We start from the raw sequence: 19,981 nt of genomic DNA, 5'->3' as shown, positions 1-19,981 counted from the left end.
CCCGTCAAAGACGTATACTGTCGGCTCTAAACCGAAAACCACAGCAATTTTGCCATCCATTATGGTAAAAGCAGGATCCCAGGCAGCGTTGAAAAAAAAGTTGCCCCTGGAAAAAATACTGGATTCCGGAAAAATGAAGAACGGGTGTGGTTTCCCCTATACTGGGATAGAGAAAAATCAATGGCATTAGCTGCGAATAATCTTCGGTGCCATTGGGCATTCTTTTACCATCATTCCCATTGTGGTAGAGGTATCCATCTCCCAACGGTTCCATCCCGACCCCAAGTCCAATCCGGTTGAATCCCCGATACTGGCTATTCGCATGTTTTACGATGGATTGAAGCTTCCCGTCAAATGTATACGTGAAAAATCCCCTCGATCCATATGCCATGAATGTATCGCTTCCGATGATTTTCAGTGGTGCCATTAAATTTCCGTAGCTATCGGGCAAATCTCCCCATTTGGTAAAACTGTAAAGCACCTCTCCTTCGAAATTGGCCACAGCAATCAGTTGGGAAGACTCCTTGTGCTCCATAAACAATACCGTCCGGGATACCGGGTCCAGATCATGAACCGTGGGGTTGCCTAGATAGTCAATCTTAATACTATCCAGCTTTTCAAACGAAACGGCCTTAGCAAAAGAAACAGCTTCCGAACCCTCTTTAACATTTTCTCCCGAACCGCAGGAGAACAATAACAACAGCAAAACGCAGCGACATAAAAATTCTTTCTGGGGCGTTGGATTACCAACCCGCCAACCTTTATATGTAAAACCGGTTTTGGAAAGGAGTGTCATAGGCTGGTATTTACATCTATTAAATTAATAGTTTACATTTAATCATCCTAACCTTTTCCTATATTTTTTAGTTTATTTTTTTCCGATCAACACAAAATGGCCATCCCTCAACGATTTGAGGGATTTGTGAAACTGTCCCTATACAGGGAAGGCCTATCAATTGTTCCAATGAACCTGAAAAATGTTTATCGCCAGGAAAGTCCCAAAAAGTCCGACTGATAATCCAACTATTGCGCACAGCCCTGTTAACTTAATATAAAAAGCCAAAAGTCATAAAGGTATCTTCGCCCCATAACCGATATCAATCACATAAAACATCTCTATTTTTGTCATTTCCCGATTACAAAAATCATAAACAATTGTCACTAACCAATGACAATTAAGGAATGGATTTTCCATTTCCTAAAATCCTGCGGATTTTAGGAAACAATTAAAAAATTACTGTCAACCGATAAAAATTCTGATCGACCTAAGTCTCTTGCAATAGTACAAAATGATAAAGTCTAAACTTTCGGAGATAGCCCGTGTCTTCATGATTGTCGACGGAACCGGTATTGGCTAAACCGGACAGCCACCGTTCCAATCCTACTTTTGTAAATCTTATAAAATTAGTACCTTTATTCAGAGGCCAAGTCAAATTGGCCAAAACACCACATTCATTTCTTGACCATTCAACCAACTAAGCTTCATGATGATTAAATTTTCTATAAAAAATGTTTTGCCTGGTTTCTTGATTGTTTTGGCACTGTTAAGCTCAGTTAAATGCACATGGTCAAAAGATGATTATTCGGAAAACACCTTTGCCCATTATCAACTGAAAAAAGTAAAAGAACTGAAAATAAACTCGTTATATCCCGTAGGGTTACTTGATTACTCTCCTCATGAAGGGCTTTATCTAGGATATATCAACAGGTTTTCCGAGGGGATGGAAATTGGGGTGTTCAATGAAGATGGGGATATTGTGGTCCATAAAAACAGGGAAGGAGAAGGCCCCGAAGAATATACCTCGGGATTGATTTCTCTGGGCTTTTCGGATGAAAGGGAAATATGGGCACTGACCAGCAATCAGCTTCTACTTTATGATCATAACCTCAGCCTGAAGGAGCGAGTATACTATGAACCCAGCTTTTCCATTAGGCTATATGACAGGGCGGAAGTTTTTTCTTATTTCTTCAAAAACAATTCCAAGTCCGGATTGTCCTTTATCACCAACCTTTCAGGAATAGGCAGGCATTTTGATTGGAAGGATAGGGATTTTAGGGAAAACCATTTGATAGAAGTATACCACCCAAATGAAGATAGCTTCTATGAATTGGGGGCCATTTCTCAAAGGTCCATCCATGATGATCTCGACAAATCGGTGGGAGGATTATACAATCCCATCTACATTGTGAACAGAAAAGATTCCAGACTATACCTGACCGCTACGTTGGATAATGAAATCACGGTATATGACCTAAATAGTAATGAGCTGGTATCAAGGATAGCCATCAACCATGATGACTTTAACAGCTTAAAGACCTTTCCCGTAAAGGCCCAGAATCTGCCTTCATTCAATGGAACACCTCTGGGCTCTAAAAACCATAAAATTCATAACCTCGGCAATGGACTGATGGCCCTGGAATATATCAGGGGCATTCCTTATGGGACCTATGAACGAAAGAAAACAGAGGATCCCGGTTATTTTCATCTTGCCGATCCCGATTACCACAAACTGATTCTATTTGACCAGAATCGACAACTGACTTCAGATCTGTCCGTTCCCCAAAATGCAAACATCATCATGGGTTTGCCCAATAACCGTCTTTTGGTACAACCAGAACTCAATAAAGAGGAGGATTTTATAAGGTTTGATATATATGAATTTTCTAAGGAACAGGATTAAAATCAGCCCGATATGCTCATCAGGCTGATTTTGAACCCGCTGTTCTGATATTAGGCCGATCTGTGCCAAATTGGTGTATCACCTCCACTTTGGAAGCGGCGCAGGCGGCCCCGGACTTCCTCGTTCACAACGTTCATTTCAAACTTCCAGCTCCTCTACTTCTCAGCAGCCTGCAGCTTGGCAAAATCCCCGGCTTTTATCATGGAAATTTTATCCAAATGGATGTGTTTTTTCATGGCTTGGTTGATCTCGGCGGCTGTAAGTGCATTTACTTTTTCCTCGAGGCCTTTTTCCCAACCCATATCTCTTTTTAGAAACAGGTAGTTGTTCAGAACAGATGACAGGTAGTTATCCTGAGACCGGTTTACGGACCTGGTCTGCAACCAGCCGCTCTTTGCCGCGGCCACTTCTTCATCCGTGAATCCCTCGTTAAGCGCCTTTTCCATTTCCTCCCTGAAAGCCTGTTCCAATTTTTCGGCATTTTCCGGTGCATAGATGGCATAAGCCTGAAAAGTGCCTATGGTATCCAGAGAGCTTGCGTTGAAACCCGATCCCACACCATAACTCAACCCGTCTTTTTGCCTGATCCTTGTGGCCAGGCGGGAATTTAAAAACCCTCCTCCCAACATGAAATTACCCAAAACCAATGCGGGATAATCCTCATGGGTATCTATCAACGGCATTTGCTGAAGGGCAAGGAAGAAGGCATTGGCCTTATCCGGTGTTTCCATCTGCTCATGGAGGATTTCTACGGCTTTGATCTTGCCTACCAGCCTGCTGTAACTGCTCGGGCTGTTCCAATTGCCGAACATGTCCGTCAGCAGCGGTTTTATTTTTCCCTCATCAAAGTCCCCGACAATGGCCAAGGTACCGTGATTTGCTCCATAAAATTTCTTATAAAAGGCCTTTACATCCTCCAACTTTACATTTCGGTGTCCTTCCAGGCTTTCCTCAAAGGTCTCCGCATACCTGGGATCTCCTTTCGGGTAAGGGTTGGTATAAATGCTCATCCTCCTGGAAGCAATCGCCGTGGGTTCGCTCATCTGGGACTCAATGCGGGTAACATTTTCCGACACCAGTTTTTCAAACTCATTCTCAGGAAAAACAGGATCATGCAAAACCTCTTTTACCAATTGCAGTACTTCCGGAAGATTTTCATGGACCGTCTCCCCCGTAACTGTGAGCGAACTGGCACCGCCGTAAAAATTTACGTTGGCCTTGAGCCTATCAAAGCTGTCCTTGATTTCTTCCCGGGTTTTTGTTGAAGTGCCCCTGTTGAGAAGCTGGGCCACGTATTCTCCCGCCCTGCCTTGATGCATTAAATTCTCCTCATCCCCGAAACGAAGCGTGATGTTAAAATTAACGGATTTCCCCCTTGTCTTTTTAGGCAGCAGTGCCAGTTGCATCCCGTTCTGTAAAGACCCTGTTTCCGTTAATTGGTTGATGTTGTCAGGAGACGGATCGAAGGCCTCTCCCATGGCGATCCCCTCGCCCCCTTTGTAATTGTCCACCAACAAGTTAATGTCCACCGGGTCAGGAATTTTGGTTCTGTCGGGTTTCTCCACAGGTACAAACATGCCTATGGTCCTGTTGTCCCTTTTGATATACTGTGCCACTGCCCGTTGGATGTCTTCTTTGGTGACGTCCCTGATCCGGTCCCGGTTGATAAACAACAGCCGCCAGTCGCCTGATCCGATGTATTCGCTGAGTTGGAGCCCAATCCTTTCGGAAGAATTAAAGGAAAGCTCTATCTGTTTCAGTATGGCGGTTTTTGCCCTTTCAATTTCTTCGTCTGTGGGCGGGTTTTCCTGGAGTTCGTCAAAGGCTTGAAGCATCGCGGCACGGGCGTCATCCAGGGCATGTTCTTTTGACATTTCCGCAAAAGCCAACAATATCCCAGGGTCTTTCCATTGAAAATTGTAAGCAAAGGTGGTTGATGCCAGTTTGGTATCTACCAGTGCTTTGTATAACCTTCCTGAGGGCGTATCGCCAAGGATCTGTCGCAAAACATCCACCGCTGCCGCATCTTCGTGGGAAGCAGCAGGGGTCTTGTATCCCACTCCTACAAATTGGGTATCCCCTACCCTCCTTACGGTAACCATCCGTTCCCCATCCTGATCGGGGTCGCGTGTATAAAATTTAGTCAATTCCCTCTCAGGCCGGGGGATAGGACCGAAATATTCATTGACCAACGCTACCGTTTTTTCCTCATCGATGTTTCCTGCCACCACCAGCACGGCATTATCCGGCTGATAATAAGTTTTATAAAAAGCCTGCAGCCTATCAATGGGCACGTTTTCTATGTCCGACCTGGCGCCTATGGTGGACTTGCCGTAATTGTGCCATTCAAATGCAGTTGCCATCATTCTCTGCCACAGCACCCTCCATGGGCTGTTCTCTCCCGCTTCAAACTCATTCCTGACTACCGTCATCTCGCTGTCCAAGTCATCCTTTGATATAAAGGAATTGATCATCCGGTCCGATTCCAGGTCCAGCGCCCACCTCAGATTATCCTCTGTGGCGGAAAAAGTCTCAAAATAATTCGTCCTGTCCGTCCAGGTTGTCCCATTCGGTCTGGCTCCTCTTTCGGTCAATTCCTGAGGGATATTCGGATGCTTCGGTGTGCCCTTGAAAACCAGGTGTTCCAAAAGATGGGCCATGCCGGTTTCCCCGTAATTTTCATGTTTTGACCCCACCAAATAGGTGATGTTCACCGTGATGGTCTGTTTGGTCGGATCCGGGAAAAGCAGGAATCTAAGCCCGTTTTCCAACCTGTACTCCGTAATGCCTTCCACTGTCGTGACTTTCACAGGATCCGCCAATTCGGAGGTGGATGCAGTACGGTCAGCCTGTGCATGGAGCTGGAATGTCAATAAACAGGCCGTTAAAACCGATAAGAGATTTTGAGGATTCATGATTTTGAGGATTTGGTGAAAACTGGTTTAAACTAAAAAATTAAACTTACAAAACCTAGTAAATTTTTGTTAAAAATTCGCCAGCAAAACATCAATCAGCTTTTCGTCTTTTTGCCCATTACGGATGATGCCAAAACCTCCTTTATAATCCCACGTGGCCCAAGCAATGCCGTTCTCCTCCAAAACATCCTTCACATCCTGGTACCATTGGTAACGGACATCCTCGGGGGTCGTGGGATATGCTCCCCACTCACCGCAATACAGCGGCAAACCCAGTTCTTTGGAAAGGCGTATGGGCTTTTCAAAATGCTTTCGGATAGTAGCTTTGTCATAAAACCTTTTTTGATTTTCCATCACTGTTCTGAAGGGTTCATCCAGACTTTGCCAGTCCTCATCTTTTATGATAACACCCGGATAATTCACCGGTCCTGCATAATCTTTAATCCCAGTCCAGGAGGCCTTATAATGGGTTACCAGCATAGGTTCATACATATGAAAGCTCAAAATGATATGGGGGTCGTTTTCGGGGACCCGAAGGTCATCAAAAGTATCCGCTTTTTGCCACATATTGGATCCTATCACAATTTTCCTTTCAGGTTCATTTTCCCGGATCACCGCCGTAGCTTTGGCTACCAACCTGTTCCAATCCGCAGGATCCTCCGCCACCGGCTCATTCATCAGTTCATAAGCCACCATCCCCACAGGATATTTTCCCAACTCTTCGGACAGATCCCTCCAGCACTGATAAAAACGCTCCTGTGCCGCCGGATCCGTCCACAAAGGTTTATCTCCCTCATTAAAATGATGGGAACGCAGGATATGGAGGTCCACCACGGCTTTCAGTTCATGCTTTTCACACCAACCCAAGGCCTCATGCAGCAGTGCGAAGGCCTCCTGCTCCTTTTTGCCGTTTTCGTCCCACATCTGTTCTTCATCTATGGGGATGCGGATATGGTCAAACCACAGTCCTGCGAGAAACGCCACATCTTCCTCTTGAAAGAACTCCCTTCTGTCAGCCCCCCTCCTTTTACTTTGAGAAAGCCAGTGGCTGATATTGGTACCTCTTTTTATAAAGAATTCTTCCTGATACGCATCCTTTGGGGAAGGAACCTGAGAATAAGGTACCCCTGCCATAAGAAGCAGGATTAGTAAATGGATTAAATGCATATTCATGGTACTTATTGGTTAGGGAGGAATTTATCCGTGATACATTATAAATATAAAAAATGTTTGGGAATCATAAAACAGCGGCGATCTGTCTTCAAAATATCCAAAATGAATGAAGTCGGGCGATAGCATTGACGGGTGTGGGATTGCCTTAAAAGCTTATCGCATAATCCTATAGGTCCGGATTTAAAAAGCCCGGACTTTTCAGGTTCGTTTTTTTATCGTATTTTTAATTTTGAAAGGAAAAGTAATACAGTGTGTCGACTGGCCAAAATGACAAAAAAGCTTTAACATGATAAAACTCATCTTCAGTATTTTATTTTTAATGTTGACCGGTTCTTATGCTTCAATAGGACAGGATAAGGGGCTGATTAAGGTCGCCAAATTGGGGAAAGAGGGAAATCCGGGCTTAGCCGGGATACGGAAAGATTTTATCAAAAAAAATCCGGGGTATGATATATTTTATCTTCCGTCTACACAAAACGTCCCTTCCAAAGCGGTTACACAGGTACTTTTTGTGCAGGATGGGGGCGGCTCTGCCACCATTACCGCTGCCAATGGAGATAAACAAACCTCGAAGATAGCTGTAGGAGACATCGTCCTGCTGGAGAAAGGAGAGATCATGGAAGCGGACAGCCTCTTGGGCTTGTTGGCCTTTACCGTTCCTGACAAGCCGGACAGCAACATTCCGGCCTTTATCCGGCCGGATTGGGACATGAACATTACCGACACACCAGGCGGCTGTGCTACTGAGACCAATGCCTATCGGCGTATTCTTTTGACCTGGCATAAAGATGTGGGAAATTATATCTGGCATTCGATCAATGCCCACAGGGTGAGGATCATGGATTCCTTCAGCCATTTTCATCCGGAAGATCAGGGTTTTGATGAGTTTTACCTGGTGCAGATGGTGATGCCGGGGGCCAAGCTGTTTACCAGTGAAAACGTAGAACAGATAAGTGATCCTGAATCCATTAAGCAGGAAGAACTCGAAGGGCTGATCCAAGAACACCGACTGGAAGTAGGTGACTTGGTGTATCTCCCGAGAGGTGTGATGCACAGGGGTTTTGGGGGGATATTGGCCCAGGTCATCACGGTGCCAGGTTTTATCCCCGGATCAGAGATTGGCGTGGATCATTTTTTGAGACAAATCAATGAAAGGCTCGGGCTGCGTGGAAAAGAAGCCCTGCCGTTTAACCGGCAAGCTTCGGCTTTCCAGGTCATCAGGTGATCCAGGATCAACATTTTGGGCTTTGAAGTTATCGCGCTTGACCCCTTCGGTTCCTTTGTAAAACATGCCTTCATCAAATTTATGTATTATATTTAGGCTATGTCCATCAAAAGAACAGCGTATCTGATTTGGGTAATATTTCAGGCTACCGCGTGTATCAACCTGAAAGAAATCAACCATTTTTCGGCTGAGGCCATCAAGGGAATGCAGGTGTATGAATCCATCGAGTTTGGATTTGAAACCCAATGCAGAGAACGGTGCATCTGGGAGGCCATGGACCAATTTGAGATCAGAAGGGAGCTGCTTTGCGATTGCAGCACCCATCACCTTGCCGACAGCATTACCCTTCATTTATATAATGCCCTTCATTCCTACTGGGATGGGCTCTACCAGCTCTCCGACAATCATCTGACACGCTATGACTTGTCCGCCACTTCAGAGGCGGTCCAGGCGGGTACTTTTGGGGAAATATCAATTTCCGCACAGCAAGTAAATGCCTATCAAAAAATTGCGGAACTGCTTTTTCGCGCGGGAACCGAGGGTTTCCGAAGAAGAAAAATAGACCGGTATTTACGTGAAGCCAATGACGATATACAGGTTCTTTCAGAAAAAATAGCCTTCATATTGGAGAGCAATCTGGCAGGTCTACTGGAGCTGGAGAAAGAAAGATGGTATACTTATTATCGTGAACTGGGGTTCAGTGACAATCTCAGTGATTATGAGAAAGGCAAGGCCATCATAGCCTACTATGATGTGCTTAGAGAAATTGATCTGAAGCTAAGCCAGACACAGATATTGGCCGCTTCTTTTAGAAAAATGGCGGAGGGTCACCAAATACTGGCGGATGCCGACCGAAAGCTTTCTCAAAAAGACCTTAGAGACCGGGCGCGGCGCTATGCAGCAGAATTGAAAGCCTTAGGCATCGCTTATAACCAAATAAAATAGGATAATGGATGCGAATTTGGATGCTAAGAAATTAAGTGAACTGGCAGATGTTCTTTGTAACTGGGCCAAAGCGCTGAATGACTACAGGTTTGAAAAAAAGCAGGAGCATCAAATCAGCGAGGGCGACTACAATAAAATAGGCGTAAAGGTAAAACAACTTTTGAATGCCGCTGAAAAGATGAAGGTGATGTCTACCCTTTTGGTGAGCAAGGAAGTGGCCAGATCTCTGGAACAAATCGGGAAGGTGTCTTCAGAAATGGCAAAAACCATCAGAGGACTCGGAAGCGTTCAGAAAATCATTTCCCTGGCCACGGGATTGGCTGAACTTGGAAGTGCCATTATTCAAAAGGATGCTTCCGGCATCCAGGAACAGGTACAGGAATTGCTTGTTTTATGGAAGAATGAGGTTTGACCCTTTGAAATAAATCAGAACATGGTACCAAAAAAGAAAAATCGGAAAAAAGAAAACCCTGATTCAGCGGGGGAAAGGGTAAACAGTTCGCCGGTGTGTTTCCAAAACAGTCCGGAAATCCAGGAGGATTACCTGATCCCGGACCCGCAGTTGGATAGTGCCCCGGGAAAGAAACGTTCCACAAAAAAACGTTAAAATCGTTTTCATCTTAGAGAAACGTATCCTCCCGGAACCCCTTTTTTGGAAAGTACAATTTGCCACAGCTGGTTTTTTCGTGCGCGGAAAGCTCCGGCACAGCTCAATAAATAATACTTCCACATTCTAAAAAAAATTTCGTCATAGCGCCCTTTCAAATCCTCCCAGTGGTTGACAAAGTTTTGATGCCAGGCCATCAAGGTCTTGTCATAGTCGGCGCCGAAATTGTGCCAATCCTCCATCACAAACAATCCCTCTATTGCTTTTCCTATCTGTTGAATGGACGGAAGCAGGGAGCCGGGAAATATATAACGGTCAATCCAGGGGTCATTCCACTTGCTGCTGATATTGGTTCCGATGGTATGCAACAAAAAAAGGCCATTATCCTTTAAATATCGGCTGGCTTTTTCCATATAAAGCCTGTAGTTTTTATAACCAACATGTTCAAACATGCCCAGGGAAACCACCCGGTCAAATTGGCCGTGAAACTGTCGGTAATCCAATAATTTTATTTCTACGGGCAGGCCGCGACAAAGTTCCCGGGCCGATTTTGCTTGTTCTTCAGAAACAGTAAGTCCGGTGACACTCACCCCAAACCGTTCGGAGGCGTATTTGGCAAAACCTCCCCACCCACAACCGATGTCGAGCACTTTCATCCCGCGTTCCAACTCAAGCTTTTGACAAGTCAGTTCAAGTTTATTTTCCTGGGCTTCATCCAAGGTAGCGGCCTTTGTCCAGTAAGCACAGGTATAAATCATGCGTTTGTCCAGCATTTTTGAAAAAAGGTCATTTCCGAGGTCATAATGATGCCTCCCTATTTTAAATGCTCCTGAGATATTTGAAAAGTTAAATAATCTGGACCGCATTATATGGAAAAAAATATGCCAGTTCTTATGGATCTTTTCCTCCAATGAAATACCAAGGACACGGGTAAAAAATTCATCCAACCGATCAGCATCCCACCAGTGCTGCATGTAAGCCTCTCCCACAGCCAGAGACCCACCCAAAAGGGCTTTTTTGTAAAAGCCATCATGCAATATATGAATGTCCCAGGGATTTTCACCGTTGATATTTATCCCTGCAAATGATAACAATTCCTGAACATGTTTCTTTGCCAAGATGCGATTCATAGGTCCATTCGGTTTTCAGTAAAGAGAAATTTTCTTCTTAAAACCCCGGTAGCATCAATTTCAACTCCAAATTGCGTTTAAAAATCGACAAATCCAACTCCAGGATTTTATGACGAAAATTGGCCGGTTCCATTGGTTAATTTATTTTCCACTAACAAACTATCGGATAGGTTTTATCACCACGACACGATTTTCACAATCATCACAAGGAAGGAACTTCGGTTTTAGGCCTGCCCGGGGTTCCGCCGTAGGGCCTCCAGCGTATATTTACAATCAGTGCGCCAAGGGTAAGACATATAAGAAGCAACATGACCAATTGTCCTATAAAAGGGATCAATGAAACGAGTTTCAAGATGATGAAGATCAAAAAAGCCGTCAAAATAATCCTGGTCTTCCCCCATGCGCTTTGATAATAGATATTATTGATCGCATTGGCAGCCAGAAGCGCTACCATAACCGTTGAAAACAGAAGCAGGGTAAGGTAAGCCAGCAAGGTGATCACCCCTATGGGAAGACCGATGATGGTGGCTATGGATAGAACAACTAAAATCGGTACACCCACGATGAACAAAACACCCCAGCCAAGCGATTTCATGGTGGTATCGACTGCGGTAACAGCCGCTTTTTTAAAAATACCTCCAAACAGATATTGTATCACAAATATCATCAGGAAAGCGGTGCCCAAATACCAGACTACCAAGAGTATAGATGCAAATCCCAAAAAATACCAATGCTTGTTTTCCAAAGCGTAAGAAGAATCAAAAACAGGCTGTCCACTGGTGAGCGTGTTTTTAAAATCCAACTCTCCTTTTTTGTTCCAGTACACCACATCACCCTCAAATATCATGTCAGGCCCAAGTTCAATGACGTTTCCGACCAAAAGTGATTTACCCTGAACACTTCCGTTTAGCGTTAATTTCCCACCCCTGGCTTCAAGATTGTTCTCAACCCTTCCATTCAATGTAAACGCTCCCCCTGCACTTTTGATGTCACCTTTGATCCGGCCATCGACCGTAATTTCTCCTCCTGTTACAACAAGGTTACCATTTATTACGGCCATTTTTTCCAAATGAACATTCCCTCCGGCCACAATAAGATCACCCAATATTTCGCCACTAAATACAACTGTCCCTCCTGCACAACGGATATCATCACCTACAAACCCATCTACTACTATAGTACCCCCAGCAGCTAAAATATCCTGGGCGATGGAGTCACTGACCGTAATGGTGCCTCCGGCCACTATCAGATCTCCTTCCACAGGCGCGTTGATCGTCACGGTGCCTCCGGCGATGTATAAGTCATGATGAACTTTCTCCCCGATAACCACCCTGTCGCCTGACTTCATCTGGTCAGAAACGGATACAAACGAAAATACGATGATTGCTAAAACAAAGGATGTAACGATATTCATGGACGTATCTTTTAATGAAAAAAATATTTTAACAAATTTAATAGAAAAATAAATGCTCACATATGATTTAAATCACTGAATATCAATACATATGTAGGCTTAAATCAATTAAAAAAAACAGAGAACATGTATCCTCTGTTTTTTATTTTTTAAAATCACCATACTGAATGGGATTAAAAACCCACGCGCAGAATCTGAGTGATATGATCTGGAGTCTCTATTTCCTTGACTTTTTCCATCGTTGTTATATCTCTTATTGAAATTTTGTCTCTCTCAGGTTCCAGCACATACATAAAAGCTTCAGAAAGCGTGAGAATAGGGTTTTCCTCATCCATTAATCTGTATATTTCTAAGTCCGTGAGCTGTTTTCTGGCAGATGGATTGCCTCTTAAGGAAGCGAGGATACTGTGACTGCCCAATTCCACACCTGTTCTTGCATTAAAAACCTTCACGTTCCCATCGGTTCGTTGTACTACCAAATGACCACCGTCAGCGCTTATCAAGTAAGCATGGACATCATCACCGGAATAAATACTTTGAATGGTTTCTGCTTCGGGATCAATTTTAAAAACCCCGTGATTCCTGGCCAAACCATAAAATACCTCCAATTGGTCATGCCCTCTCAGGGTACCCATCCAGTTTCCGGACGATGGATCAAGGGGGGAAACATTAGGTATCAGCTTAAGCGTATTGTCTTGGGAAGCCACAATGACACCTTCGGTTCCTCCGAATAATGCATATTTACCGTTGGAAGCGTCCCCGTGGATACCGGTTACTTTTACATCCTGATTTTCATACAATATTTCTCCGTTGCCATCCAAAATCTTTACGTATTGGGGGAGCGATCCGGAAGCCTCCGGATCTTGGAAAGTCACTGCCAGCTTATTGCCTGAAAGCCAGGCAGCAGCCCCGTGGTGTGCATTCGTATTTGCAGGCAAAATGATAGCGGGCCGGAAAGAAGGCGTTTCCAATAACTGATCTCTGATCCAGGTCACAGATCCGTCTCCATCATTAAAAATAATGATGTTGCCATGGCTGGCATCGAAATGGGTGGGTAATGGTGCCTCTGCCACCACACTGAGCCAGCTAGGACCATGTACATGCGCGTGATCTCCATGATTCTCGATCCCCGTGTCAAAAATAAGCACTCTGCCGTCCTGCCTCTCCAGTGAAATTATATACCGCCCCGAAGAACTCACATAATTGCTGCTTCCCCCTGAAAACCTGTCCAGGTCGGGTTTTACAACCTGGCTTTCCAAGGGATTCAATAAATTTATGGCCCCATCTTCATCCCAGAGCGCGATGCGCATCCATTTACTTTCCAACTCTTCAAACCCCTCTGTATCCGGAGTCAAAGGATTGTCATCTTCTTGATTACAACTTATGAGACATGTAACAAAAAAAACCACAAACAATTTTGATAAATTTTTCATAGAAATTAAATAATTTGATTCGATTACAAACTAAAAAAGAAATCACAATAAATGCAACATTGTTGCATTTATTGTGATAATAAAAACAACATCATACCAATAGTCTAAATACTGATTATATTGTATGGTGTATACAACCATATACCATATGAGTTCATTGTTAAAAACGGTTTTGATAACTTTTATTCTTATTGTGATAGCGATGGGTTTGTTTGTTTTATACCAATTTAGGGACAGACATTGGGGATATGAATTAGACATCCATCTGAAATCCAACCAAATCAGCCTCATTCAAGCGGGTTTTGCCAAAGTCGACATCACGCCAAAGGATTTTGACACCTGGGAGGATGCGAACGGGGATGGCCGGTTCAATGAAAAAGACGGTGACAAATACAATGACCTTAACGGAAACGGAAAATTTGATCCTGTCTGGCTGGCGGGCTTCCATCAAAATAGGCCGGCCAGTGGTATCAATGATCCGCTTTGGGCCAGGGCGATGGTCCTGGACAACGGGCAGATAAAAATGGCGTTGTGTGTAATCGACATGATTGGATTCGGAAACGATGAGGTTTTGACCGTCCGTAAAAGGTTGCATAAAAAGCTGGATTTGGACCACCTGATCATATCCAGTACCCACGTACATTCATCACCCGATCTGATGGGAATGTGGGGCCCCAACCCCTATACCAGGGGAGTGGATAAAGATTATTTAGAGCAGGTTTATGAAGGAATAGAGGCAGCGGTCATCAGTGCTTCTAACACCAAGAAGCCCGCCCACTTCCATTTTGCCGTTAACGAAAACGATGCGGGAACTTTGGTGGGAGATTCAAGGGACCCTCAGGTGTTTGATGAAGCCATCCGCATCATGAAAGTCACGGATGCGGAAGACGGCCAAACTGTGGGGATTCTTTTGAATTGGGGAAATCATCCCGAAACCCTCTGGTCGGGCAACACCTTAATCAGTTCCGATTTCCCGCACTATTGGCGGCAACATATGGAAAATGGCATCACTCAAGGTGACACTTTGCTGCATGAGGGGCTCGGGGGAACAGCCATCTTTATGAACGGGGCTTTAGGCGGCCTGATGACCACGAGACCGGGTGATCCGGTAATCCACCCTTATCATGGAGATACTCTTTGGGAAGAAAATATTGATAAAATTGCTGCCCAGGGTCTGGCCCTCTCAAAAATCACTTTTGAAGAGATGACAAAAGGAATGGAAAAAATGACAGCGGGAACTTTGGAACTCAGAGCCAAGAGTCTGGAATTGGCGATGGACAATAACCTTTTCCGTTTAGCTGCGCTGGTGGGAGTATTTGACCGAGGATTTACAAGGTGGGGGCATGTGAGATCTGAAGTAAATGTCTGGAAAATCGGCCCGGCTACCTTTGTGCATGTTCCGGGTGAACTCTACCCCGAGATTTTAAATGGCGGTGTGGAAGCACCGGCAGGGAGGGATTTTGAGATCGATCCTGTAGAAGTTCCTGCCATAAAGGACAAAATGCCCGGAAAATATAAATTTTTCGGCGGCATGAGCAATGATATGATCGGGTATATCATACCTAAGAGCCAGTGGGATGAAAAGTATCCCTTTACCTATGGGGGGAAAAAAGCCCCCTATGGAGAAATAAACTCTCTGGGGCCAGAGACTGCTCCTACCATTCATAAAGCAATATTGGAGCTGCTGGAGGACCTGAACAGCCCATAAACAATTATCATAATAGGCATGAAAGGCACGCTTTACTTTTGCATTTCTTCCCCGTTAGACAGGCAAACGGCAGGATCTTTTCAACGAAACAAAAAAAGATATAATCTTTTGGATAATCGAAAATAATTAAAAATTGCTGTTTATTTTTAAGGGATTGTATGAAGATTCGGCTGTATATCTGTATATGGTTTTTTATATGCTTCGGGCAGGTTTTTGCCCAAAGCGGCCGAAAGTTTTTTAATCATTTCACTACCAAAGACGGCCTCGCTTCCAATCATGTCTTCTGCATTTGGAAAGATCCGCAAGGGACGCTTTGGCTGGGTACTATGAATGGGCTGCAGAGATATGATGGAAGGTTTTTTCGCTATTATAGCATTAGTTCTCCCTATGGGCTTCCGCCCGCACCTGTTTTCCAGATTATGGACGACCGGGAAGGCAGAATATGGATAAAATCCGGAGAATCTTATGGGATTTTTGATCCTGGAAACAAATCGTTTCAGAGAATACCTTTTTCGGATCCAACCAATCGGGAATATGGGGATTTTTTGTGGAAAGACAGCGAGGGGGATTTACATGTGGTCATTAAAAGAAAAGGCGTATTTTCCTACGATCCGGAAAACCAGCATTTCAATACCGGTTCGGCTTTTGTACAATTACCGGAGGATTACAGGATAAACAACATCTACGAGGATCAGCAAAGTGGCTTGTTTTATTTCACCTGTGTGGAAGGATTGGTTATATTTGATAAAAATTCGGGAGAAGTTTATAGCCGTCATAACAATCCTATAGCCCACCCCCTGCTTGAGAAGGAGGATTTTTATCAAATGACCGGGTACTTTATTGATGAGGAGAGGAATCACTGGATAACCTATTGGCCGGACGATCAAGTTATTCTCAGGTTCAATGAAAAAACAGGTGAGTATGCGGATTTTTCCAGTTCCCTGGTCATGCATCAAAGTGAATACAATCAAATCGATGCCTCTTTTCAGACCAGCGGCTCAATATTATGGAAGTTCGGGTTTCACAGTCTCTTTTTATATGATTCGATTTCAGACGGCTTTGTCAGTCAGCGGACAGACAAACTGATCTTTGGTAACGCCTACCAAATGGTAGAAGACGAGGAAGGATCTGTATGGTTTGCGACTGACGAGGGCCTTTTTCAAATCCCTGGAAAGACGGGGGATATACAACATACCCTATTGCCCGACGAGGTAACAGAAAACGGAACGGTTGCGGTTGCGGAAATCGATAGGAAGCCTAAGGGAAAACCGGAATTTTGGCTTGCCAATTGGGGGAAAGGAGTTTTGGTTTACGACCATGATTTTAACCAGCAACCAAATGATTTTCTATATACATCGGCACCCAACCTGTCTGAGATAAAGCAAACCTGGCAAGTGCTGCAGGACAGTACCCATGGAAAGGTATGGATAGGGTGTCAGTCAGGCTGGCTGCATCTTTTCGACCCTGCCACGGATCAATCGTTTTTTATAAACCCACCGGCTGTTAAGAACAGCACCATCAGGGCCATAGCACAAGACAAAAAGGGCAATGTCTGGTTGGGAACCCAAAATGGAAAAGTGGTGAAATTCCCGGTGAATTCTCCGGTTTCCGCAACTTCATTTGAACTGGTCCATAATTTTAATGTGACCATTACCTTTCTTTATCCTGACGACAAAGACAATTTATGGATAGCCACCTCCGGAAAAGGTATACACCGGATGGATTTGAATACCGGTGAAATTAACCTCTTATTGAATGACCGTGTACTTTCCGGTAATAATATGGAGAAAATTATTCGGCTTACTGATAGTGTCATGGTTTTTGGAGGAGACTTACTCAACCTCTACAATGTGTATACCCGGAAAAACCAGGTGCTATCCTATGCTGAAGGTTTATCCAGCAATAAAATCCAAGCTTTGCTTACAGACCCTTCCGGCCATCTGTGGATATATACGCCTAATGGCATCTGCCGGTATAATCCCAAAAACAAATCAATCCTACGGTATGAAAGCCGGGATGGCTTTTTGGGCCTTGAACCGGATGGGTTTTGGGGAATCAATACCCGTGATGGGAGATTGCTGTTTCTCGGTTTCAGCTCTTTATTTGCGTTTCGTCCAGAAATGTTCGAGCCTGAATTGACCCCTCAAAAACCGTTTATTACCTACCTACAACTATTTAACAAAGAACTGTATGTGGATTCCCTCCTTTCTGAAAGCAAACGTACTTTCGGTCATCAACAAAATTCTTTTACCTTTTATTATAACACCACCGGTTTTCTGCAACAAAGGAAACTAAAATACTACCATCGGCTCATCAATCTGGAAACGGATTGGGTAAGTGCAGATGAAGACAATAAAGCGGTTTATTCATACCTTCCTCCGGGCAACTACATATTTCAAGTTAAAACGGAAAACGAAGAAGGTGAATCTTCGGAAACGGTAGATTTTAGTTTCTCCATAACTCCCCCTTTTTTTGAGACCTGGTGGTTCAGAACATTACTTATACTTCTTGCCGGTGGGATCATAGCCGGGGCTTACCGGCTCCATCTCAACCGGATGCTGGCGGTAGTGGCCCTAAGAAACCGCGTGGCCAGGGACCTGCATGATGATATGGGTTCCACGCTTAGCACCATCAATATCCTCAGTAGTATGGCCAAAACCAAGCTGCATACTGATCCTGTTAAAACCAGTGAATATATTTCCAAAATTTCCGACAACAGTCAAAGGATGATGGAAGCCATGGATGACATTGTATGGAGCATCAAGCCCCAAAATGATTCCATGGATAAGATCATTTCCAGAATGAGAGGGTTTGCGGCTCAGTTGTTCGAAGCAAAGGACATCAATTACACATTTGAGGTGGAGGAAAATGTGCTGGAAGTCAAGCTTCCCATGGACGCCCGAAGGGATCTCTTTCTGATCTTCAAAGAAGCTGTCAACAACCTGGCAAAATATAGCGGATCAAAAGAGGCAATGGTTCATTTTTCCCTGAAGAACAATAAACTGAATATGCGGGTAAAGGATTACGGAAGGGGTTTTGATCCTTTATCTGCTGACTCTGGGAACGGCTTGAGCAACATGAAAAAAAGAGCGCAAAACATGCGTGCCTATCTCATCATCCATTCCAAAGTTGGTAACGGATCAGAAATCCAATTGCATGTGCCACTATAGACCACTCATGTCAAGTCAAGTATAACAGCTAATTTCTGGGAGCATATGGTTGTCCCCGACTCTATAAAAACGATTCAACGATCTGGAGCATTTCATGAAGTTCGTGTCAACCGTGCCTCGCCGGTCCGCCTCCCGAAGTCGTACGGAGGGCAGGCAGGCGGGTCAGTGGAATTCCTGCCTGCCGTCTTTTAGGCAGGCGTGGACAATAAATCCGTTGGTTTACCGAAACCGTTCCTTGACTTGACACTCCAGAAATATGCAGCCCCCAAAAACAACCTGGGGGCATCATGAATCAAAAAAGCTGCCTCATATATAGCAGCTTTCCTGGAGTCATATGTGTTAACTGTATTAAATCATGTGGTATATACCGAATTGAACATCACATAATCTGTAGTAAGGTCGCTGCCCCACCCGACTGCCTCTTCCTTACCCGTGTTGAGTTCCAGGTATACCCGGATATGGGATTCCCGGAGCAGTTTTTTCATGTAGTTTTTATCAAACTCCGTGGGTGTTCCCTTCTGCAAAACCAATACTAAATTTTCACTGTCTCCTAAATAAAGATTGGCTTTTTTATAGCTGAAGGCGATACCTGCATTGCCACATGCTGCTATGATCCGCCCCCAGTTAGGGTCCCTCCCAAACATGGCGGTTTTGACCAACACAGAATCGGAAATAGCCCTGACCAGCTTTCTGGCGATCACCTCAGATTTGGCTTTGGAAACTTTATACTCCACAAATTTAGAAGCCCCTTCTCCATCCGAAACAATCAGTTTGGCCAGATGGATCAGCAATTCCAACAGCTTTGTCCTGAATTTATGATACAGGGGGTCCTCTTCATCCAATACCTTGTCATTACCGGCCATGCCGTTGGCAAGGATGGCCACCATGTCGTTGGTTGAAGTGTCCCCATCCACGGTAATCATATTGAAGGAACGTTCCACGCAATATTTAAGGGCTTTATCCAGAAGCCTTTCGTCAATATTGATATCAGAGGCCACAAAGCTCAACATGGTGGCCATGTTGGGATGGATCATTCCTGACCCCTTAGCCACACCTCCTATGCAAATACTTTTCCCCTCCCATTCGAATTCCACAAACCCCTCTTTGGCAAACGTGTCTGTCGTCAATATGGCATTGGCCAAAAAAGAGCCCGCTTTGGGCTCACCGGAGAGCTTGGGAACTATGGTTTTGATGCCTTCCACCACTTCTTCAGTAGGGAATTTTTCTCCAATCAACCCCGTGGAAGCCACAATGACGTCCTCGGGTGATATGGATAAAGCTTCTGCAACAGTCTGTGCCATGGCTTCAGCACCCAACCTCCCCTGTTCACCTGTACAAGCATTGGCATTACCTGCATTGCAGACAATTACCTGAGCACGGTTATTTTTGAGGTTTTTCTTAGTGATTTTGATGGGCTCGGCCTGCACCCTGTTCTGGGTAAGGGTAGCAGCGGCTGCCGCCGGCACTTCAGAAAAAATAATGGCAAGGTCTCTGCGCATGGACTTTACTCCCGAATGGGCGCCCCAGCATTTGATTCCTTTCACGCTGGTAATATTCTTGATCATAATATTGCTGCTTTC

General features: G+C 44.5%; 13 protein-coding genes. 6 read left to right on the top strand and 7 right to left on the bottom strand.

What is annotated here, in order from left to right:
- Window positions 1-4: 4 nt before the first annotated feature.
- The gene (locus ACFPFU_RS12305) at window positions 5-706 is read right to left on the bottom strand and encodes a hypothetical protein (protein WP_377064900.1); all 702 of its coding nucleotides are present in this window, start codon (window positions 704-706) and stop codon (window positions 5-7) included.
- Between the two features lie 778 nt (window positions 707-1,484).
- On the opposite strand from ACFPFU_RS12305, the gene ACFPFU_RS12300 reads away from it, so the two are divergent.
- Entirely contained in the window at window positions 1,485-2,681 is a 1,197-nt protein-coding gene (locus ACFPFU_RS12300; protein ID WP_377064898.1) for a hypothetical protein, read from the top strand.
- A gap of 155 nt (window positions 2,682-2,836) precedes the next feature.
- Here the strand turns inward: ACFPFU_RS12300 and ACFPFU_RS12295 are convergent, their stop codons facing one another.
- The gene (locus ACFPFU_RS12295; protein WP_377064896.1) at window positions 2,837-5,596 is read right to left on the bottom strand and encodes a M16 family metallopeptidase; all 2,760 of its coding nucleotides are present in this window, start codon (window positions 5,594-5,596) and stop codon (window positions 2,837-2,839) included.
- Window positions 5,597-5,665: 69 nt separating this feature from the next.
- Window positions 5,666-6,769, bottom strand: coding sequence for a glycoside hydrolase family 5 protein (locus ACFPFU_RS12290; RefSeq protein ID WP_377064894.1), 1,104 nt, complete (start codon window positions 6,767-6,769; stop codon window positions 5,666-5,668).
- A 286-nt stretch (window positions 6,770-7,055) separates the two neighbouring features.
- Here ACFPFU_RS12290 and ACFPFU_RS12285 point away from each other — a divergent pair, with 286 nt between their 5' ends.
- The 3 genes from ACFPFU_RS12285 (at window position 7,056) to ACFPFU_RS12275 (ending at window position 9,351) form a co-directional block, all read left to right on the top strand.
- On the top strand, window positions 7,056-7,994 hold the full coding sequence (locus tag ACFPFU_RS12285; protein ID WP_377064892.1) for a hypothetical protein: 939 nt from the start codon (window positions 7,056-7,058) through the stop codon (window positions 7,992-7,994).
- A 99-nt stretch (window positions 7,995-8,093) separates the two neighbouring features.
- Complete coding sequence (locus ACFPFU_RS12280; RefSeq protein ID WP_377064891.1) at window positions 8,094-8,939, top strand: hypothetical protein; 846 nt, start codon at window positions 8,094-8,096, stop codon at window positions 8,937-8,939.
- A gap of 4 nt (window positions 8,940-8,943) precedes the next feature.
- The gene (locus ACFPFU_RS12275) at window positions 8,944-9,351 is read left to right on the top strand and encodes a hypothetical protein (RefSeq protein ID WP_377064889.1); all 408 of its coding nucleotides are present in this window, start codon (window positions 8,944-8,946) and stop codon (window positions 9,349-9,351) included.
- Between the two features lie 203 nt (window positions 9,352-9,554).
- On the opposite strand, the gene cfa is transcribed toward ACFPFU_RS12275, so the two are convergent.
- The 3 genes from cfa to ACFPFU_RS12260 all read right to left on the bottom strand — a co-directional run bounded on the left by cfa (window position 9,555) and on the right by ACFPFU_RS12260 (window position 13,523).
- The gene (gene cfa / locus ACFPFU_RS12270) at window positions 9,555-10,676 is read right to left on the bottom strand and encodes a cyclopropane fatty acyl phospholipid synthase (protein WP_377064887.1); all 1,122 of its coding nucleotides are present in this window, start codon (window positions 10,674-10,676) and stop codon (window positions 9,555-9,557) included.
- 202 nt (window positions 10,677-10,878) lie between these two features.
- The gene (locus ACFPFU_RS12265) at window positions 10,879-12,090 is read right to left on the bottom strand and encodes a hypothetical protein (RefSeq protein ID WP_377064885.1); all 1,212 of its coding nucleotides are present in this window, start codon (window positions 12,088-12,090) and stop codon (window positions 10,879-10,881) included.
- Window positions 12,091-12,263: 173 nt separating this feature from the next.
- Window positions 12,264-13,523: a WD40 repeat domain-containing protein gene (locus ACFPFU_RS12260; RefSeq protein ID WP_377064883.1), complete on the bottom strand. Its 1,260-nt coding sequence runs from the start codon at window positions 13,521-13,523 to the stop codon at window positions 12,264-12,266.
- Window positions 13,524-13,671: 148 nt separating this feature from the next.
- Between ACFPFU_RS12260 and ACFPFU_RS12255 the strand changes: the two genes are divergently transcribed.
- Window positions 13,672-15,231, top strand: a complete 1,560-nt coding sequence (locus ACFPFU_RS12255) for a neutral/alkaline non-lysosomal ceramidase N-terminal domain-containing protein (RefSeq protein ID WP_377064881.1) — start codon at window positions 13,672-13,674, stop codon at window positions 15,229-15,231.
- Between the two features lie 158 nt (window positions 15,232-15,389).
- Window positions 15,390-18,401 (top strand): ligand-binding sensor domain-containing protein, encoded by a 3,012-nt coding sequence (locus ACFPFU_RS12250; protein ID WP_377064879.1) that lies wholly within the window; start codon window positions 15,390-15,392, stop codon window positions 18,399-18,401.
- A 353-nt stretch (window positions 18,402-18,754) separates the two neighbouring features.
- Here the strand turns inward: ACFPFU_RS12250 and argJ are convergent, their stop codons facing one another.
- Complete coding sequence (gene argJ, locus ACFPFU_RS12245) at window positions 18,755-19,966, bottom strand: bifunctional glutamate N-acetyltransferase/amino-acid acetyltransferase ArgJ (protein WP_377064877.1); 1,212 nt, start codon at window positions 19,964-19,966, stop codon at window positions 18,755-18,757.
- Between the last annotated feature and the right edge of the window lie 15 nt (window positions 19,967-19,981).

The sequence above is a fragment of the Negadavirga shengliensis genome, from assembly GCF_042652345.1.
Lineage (GTDB): Bacteria > Bacteroidota > Bacteroidia > Cytophagales > Cyclobacteriaceae > Negadavirga > Negadavirga shengliensis.
The sequence above is the reverse complement of the archived record's forward strand: the minus strand, read 5'-3'. Positions and strand labels throughout refer to the sequence as shown.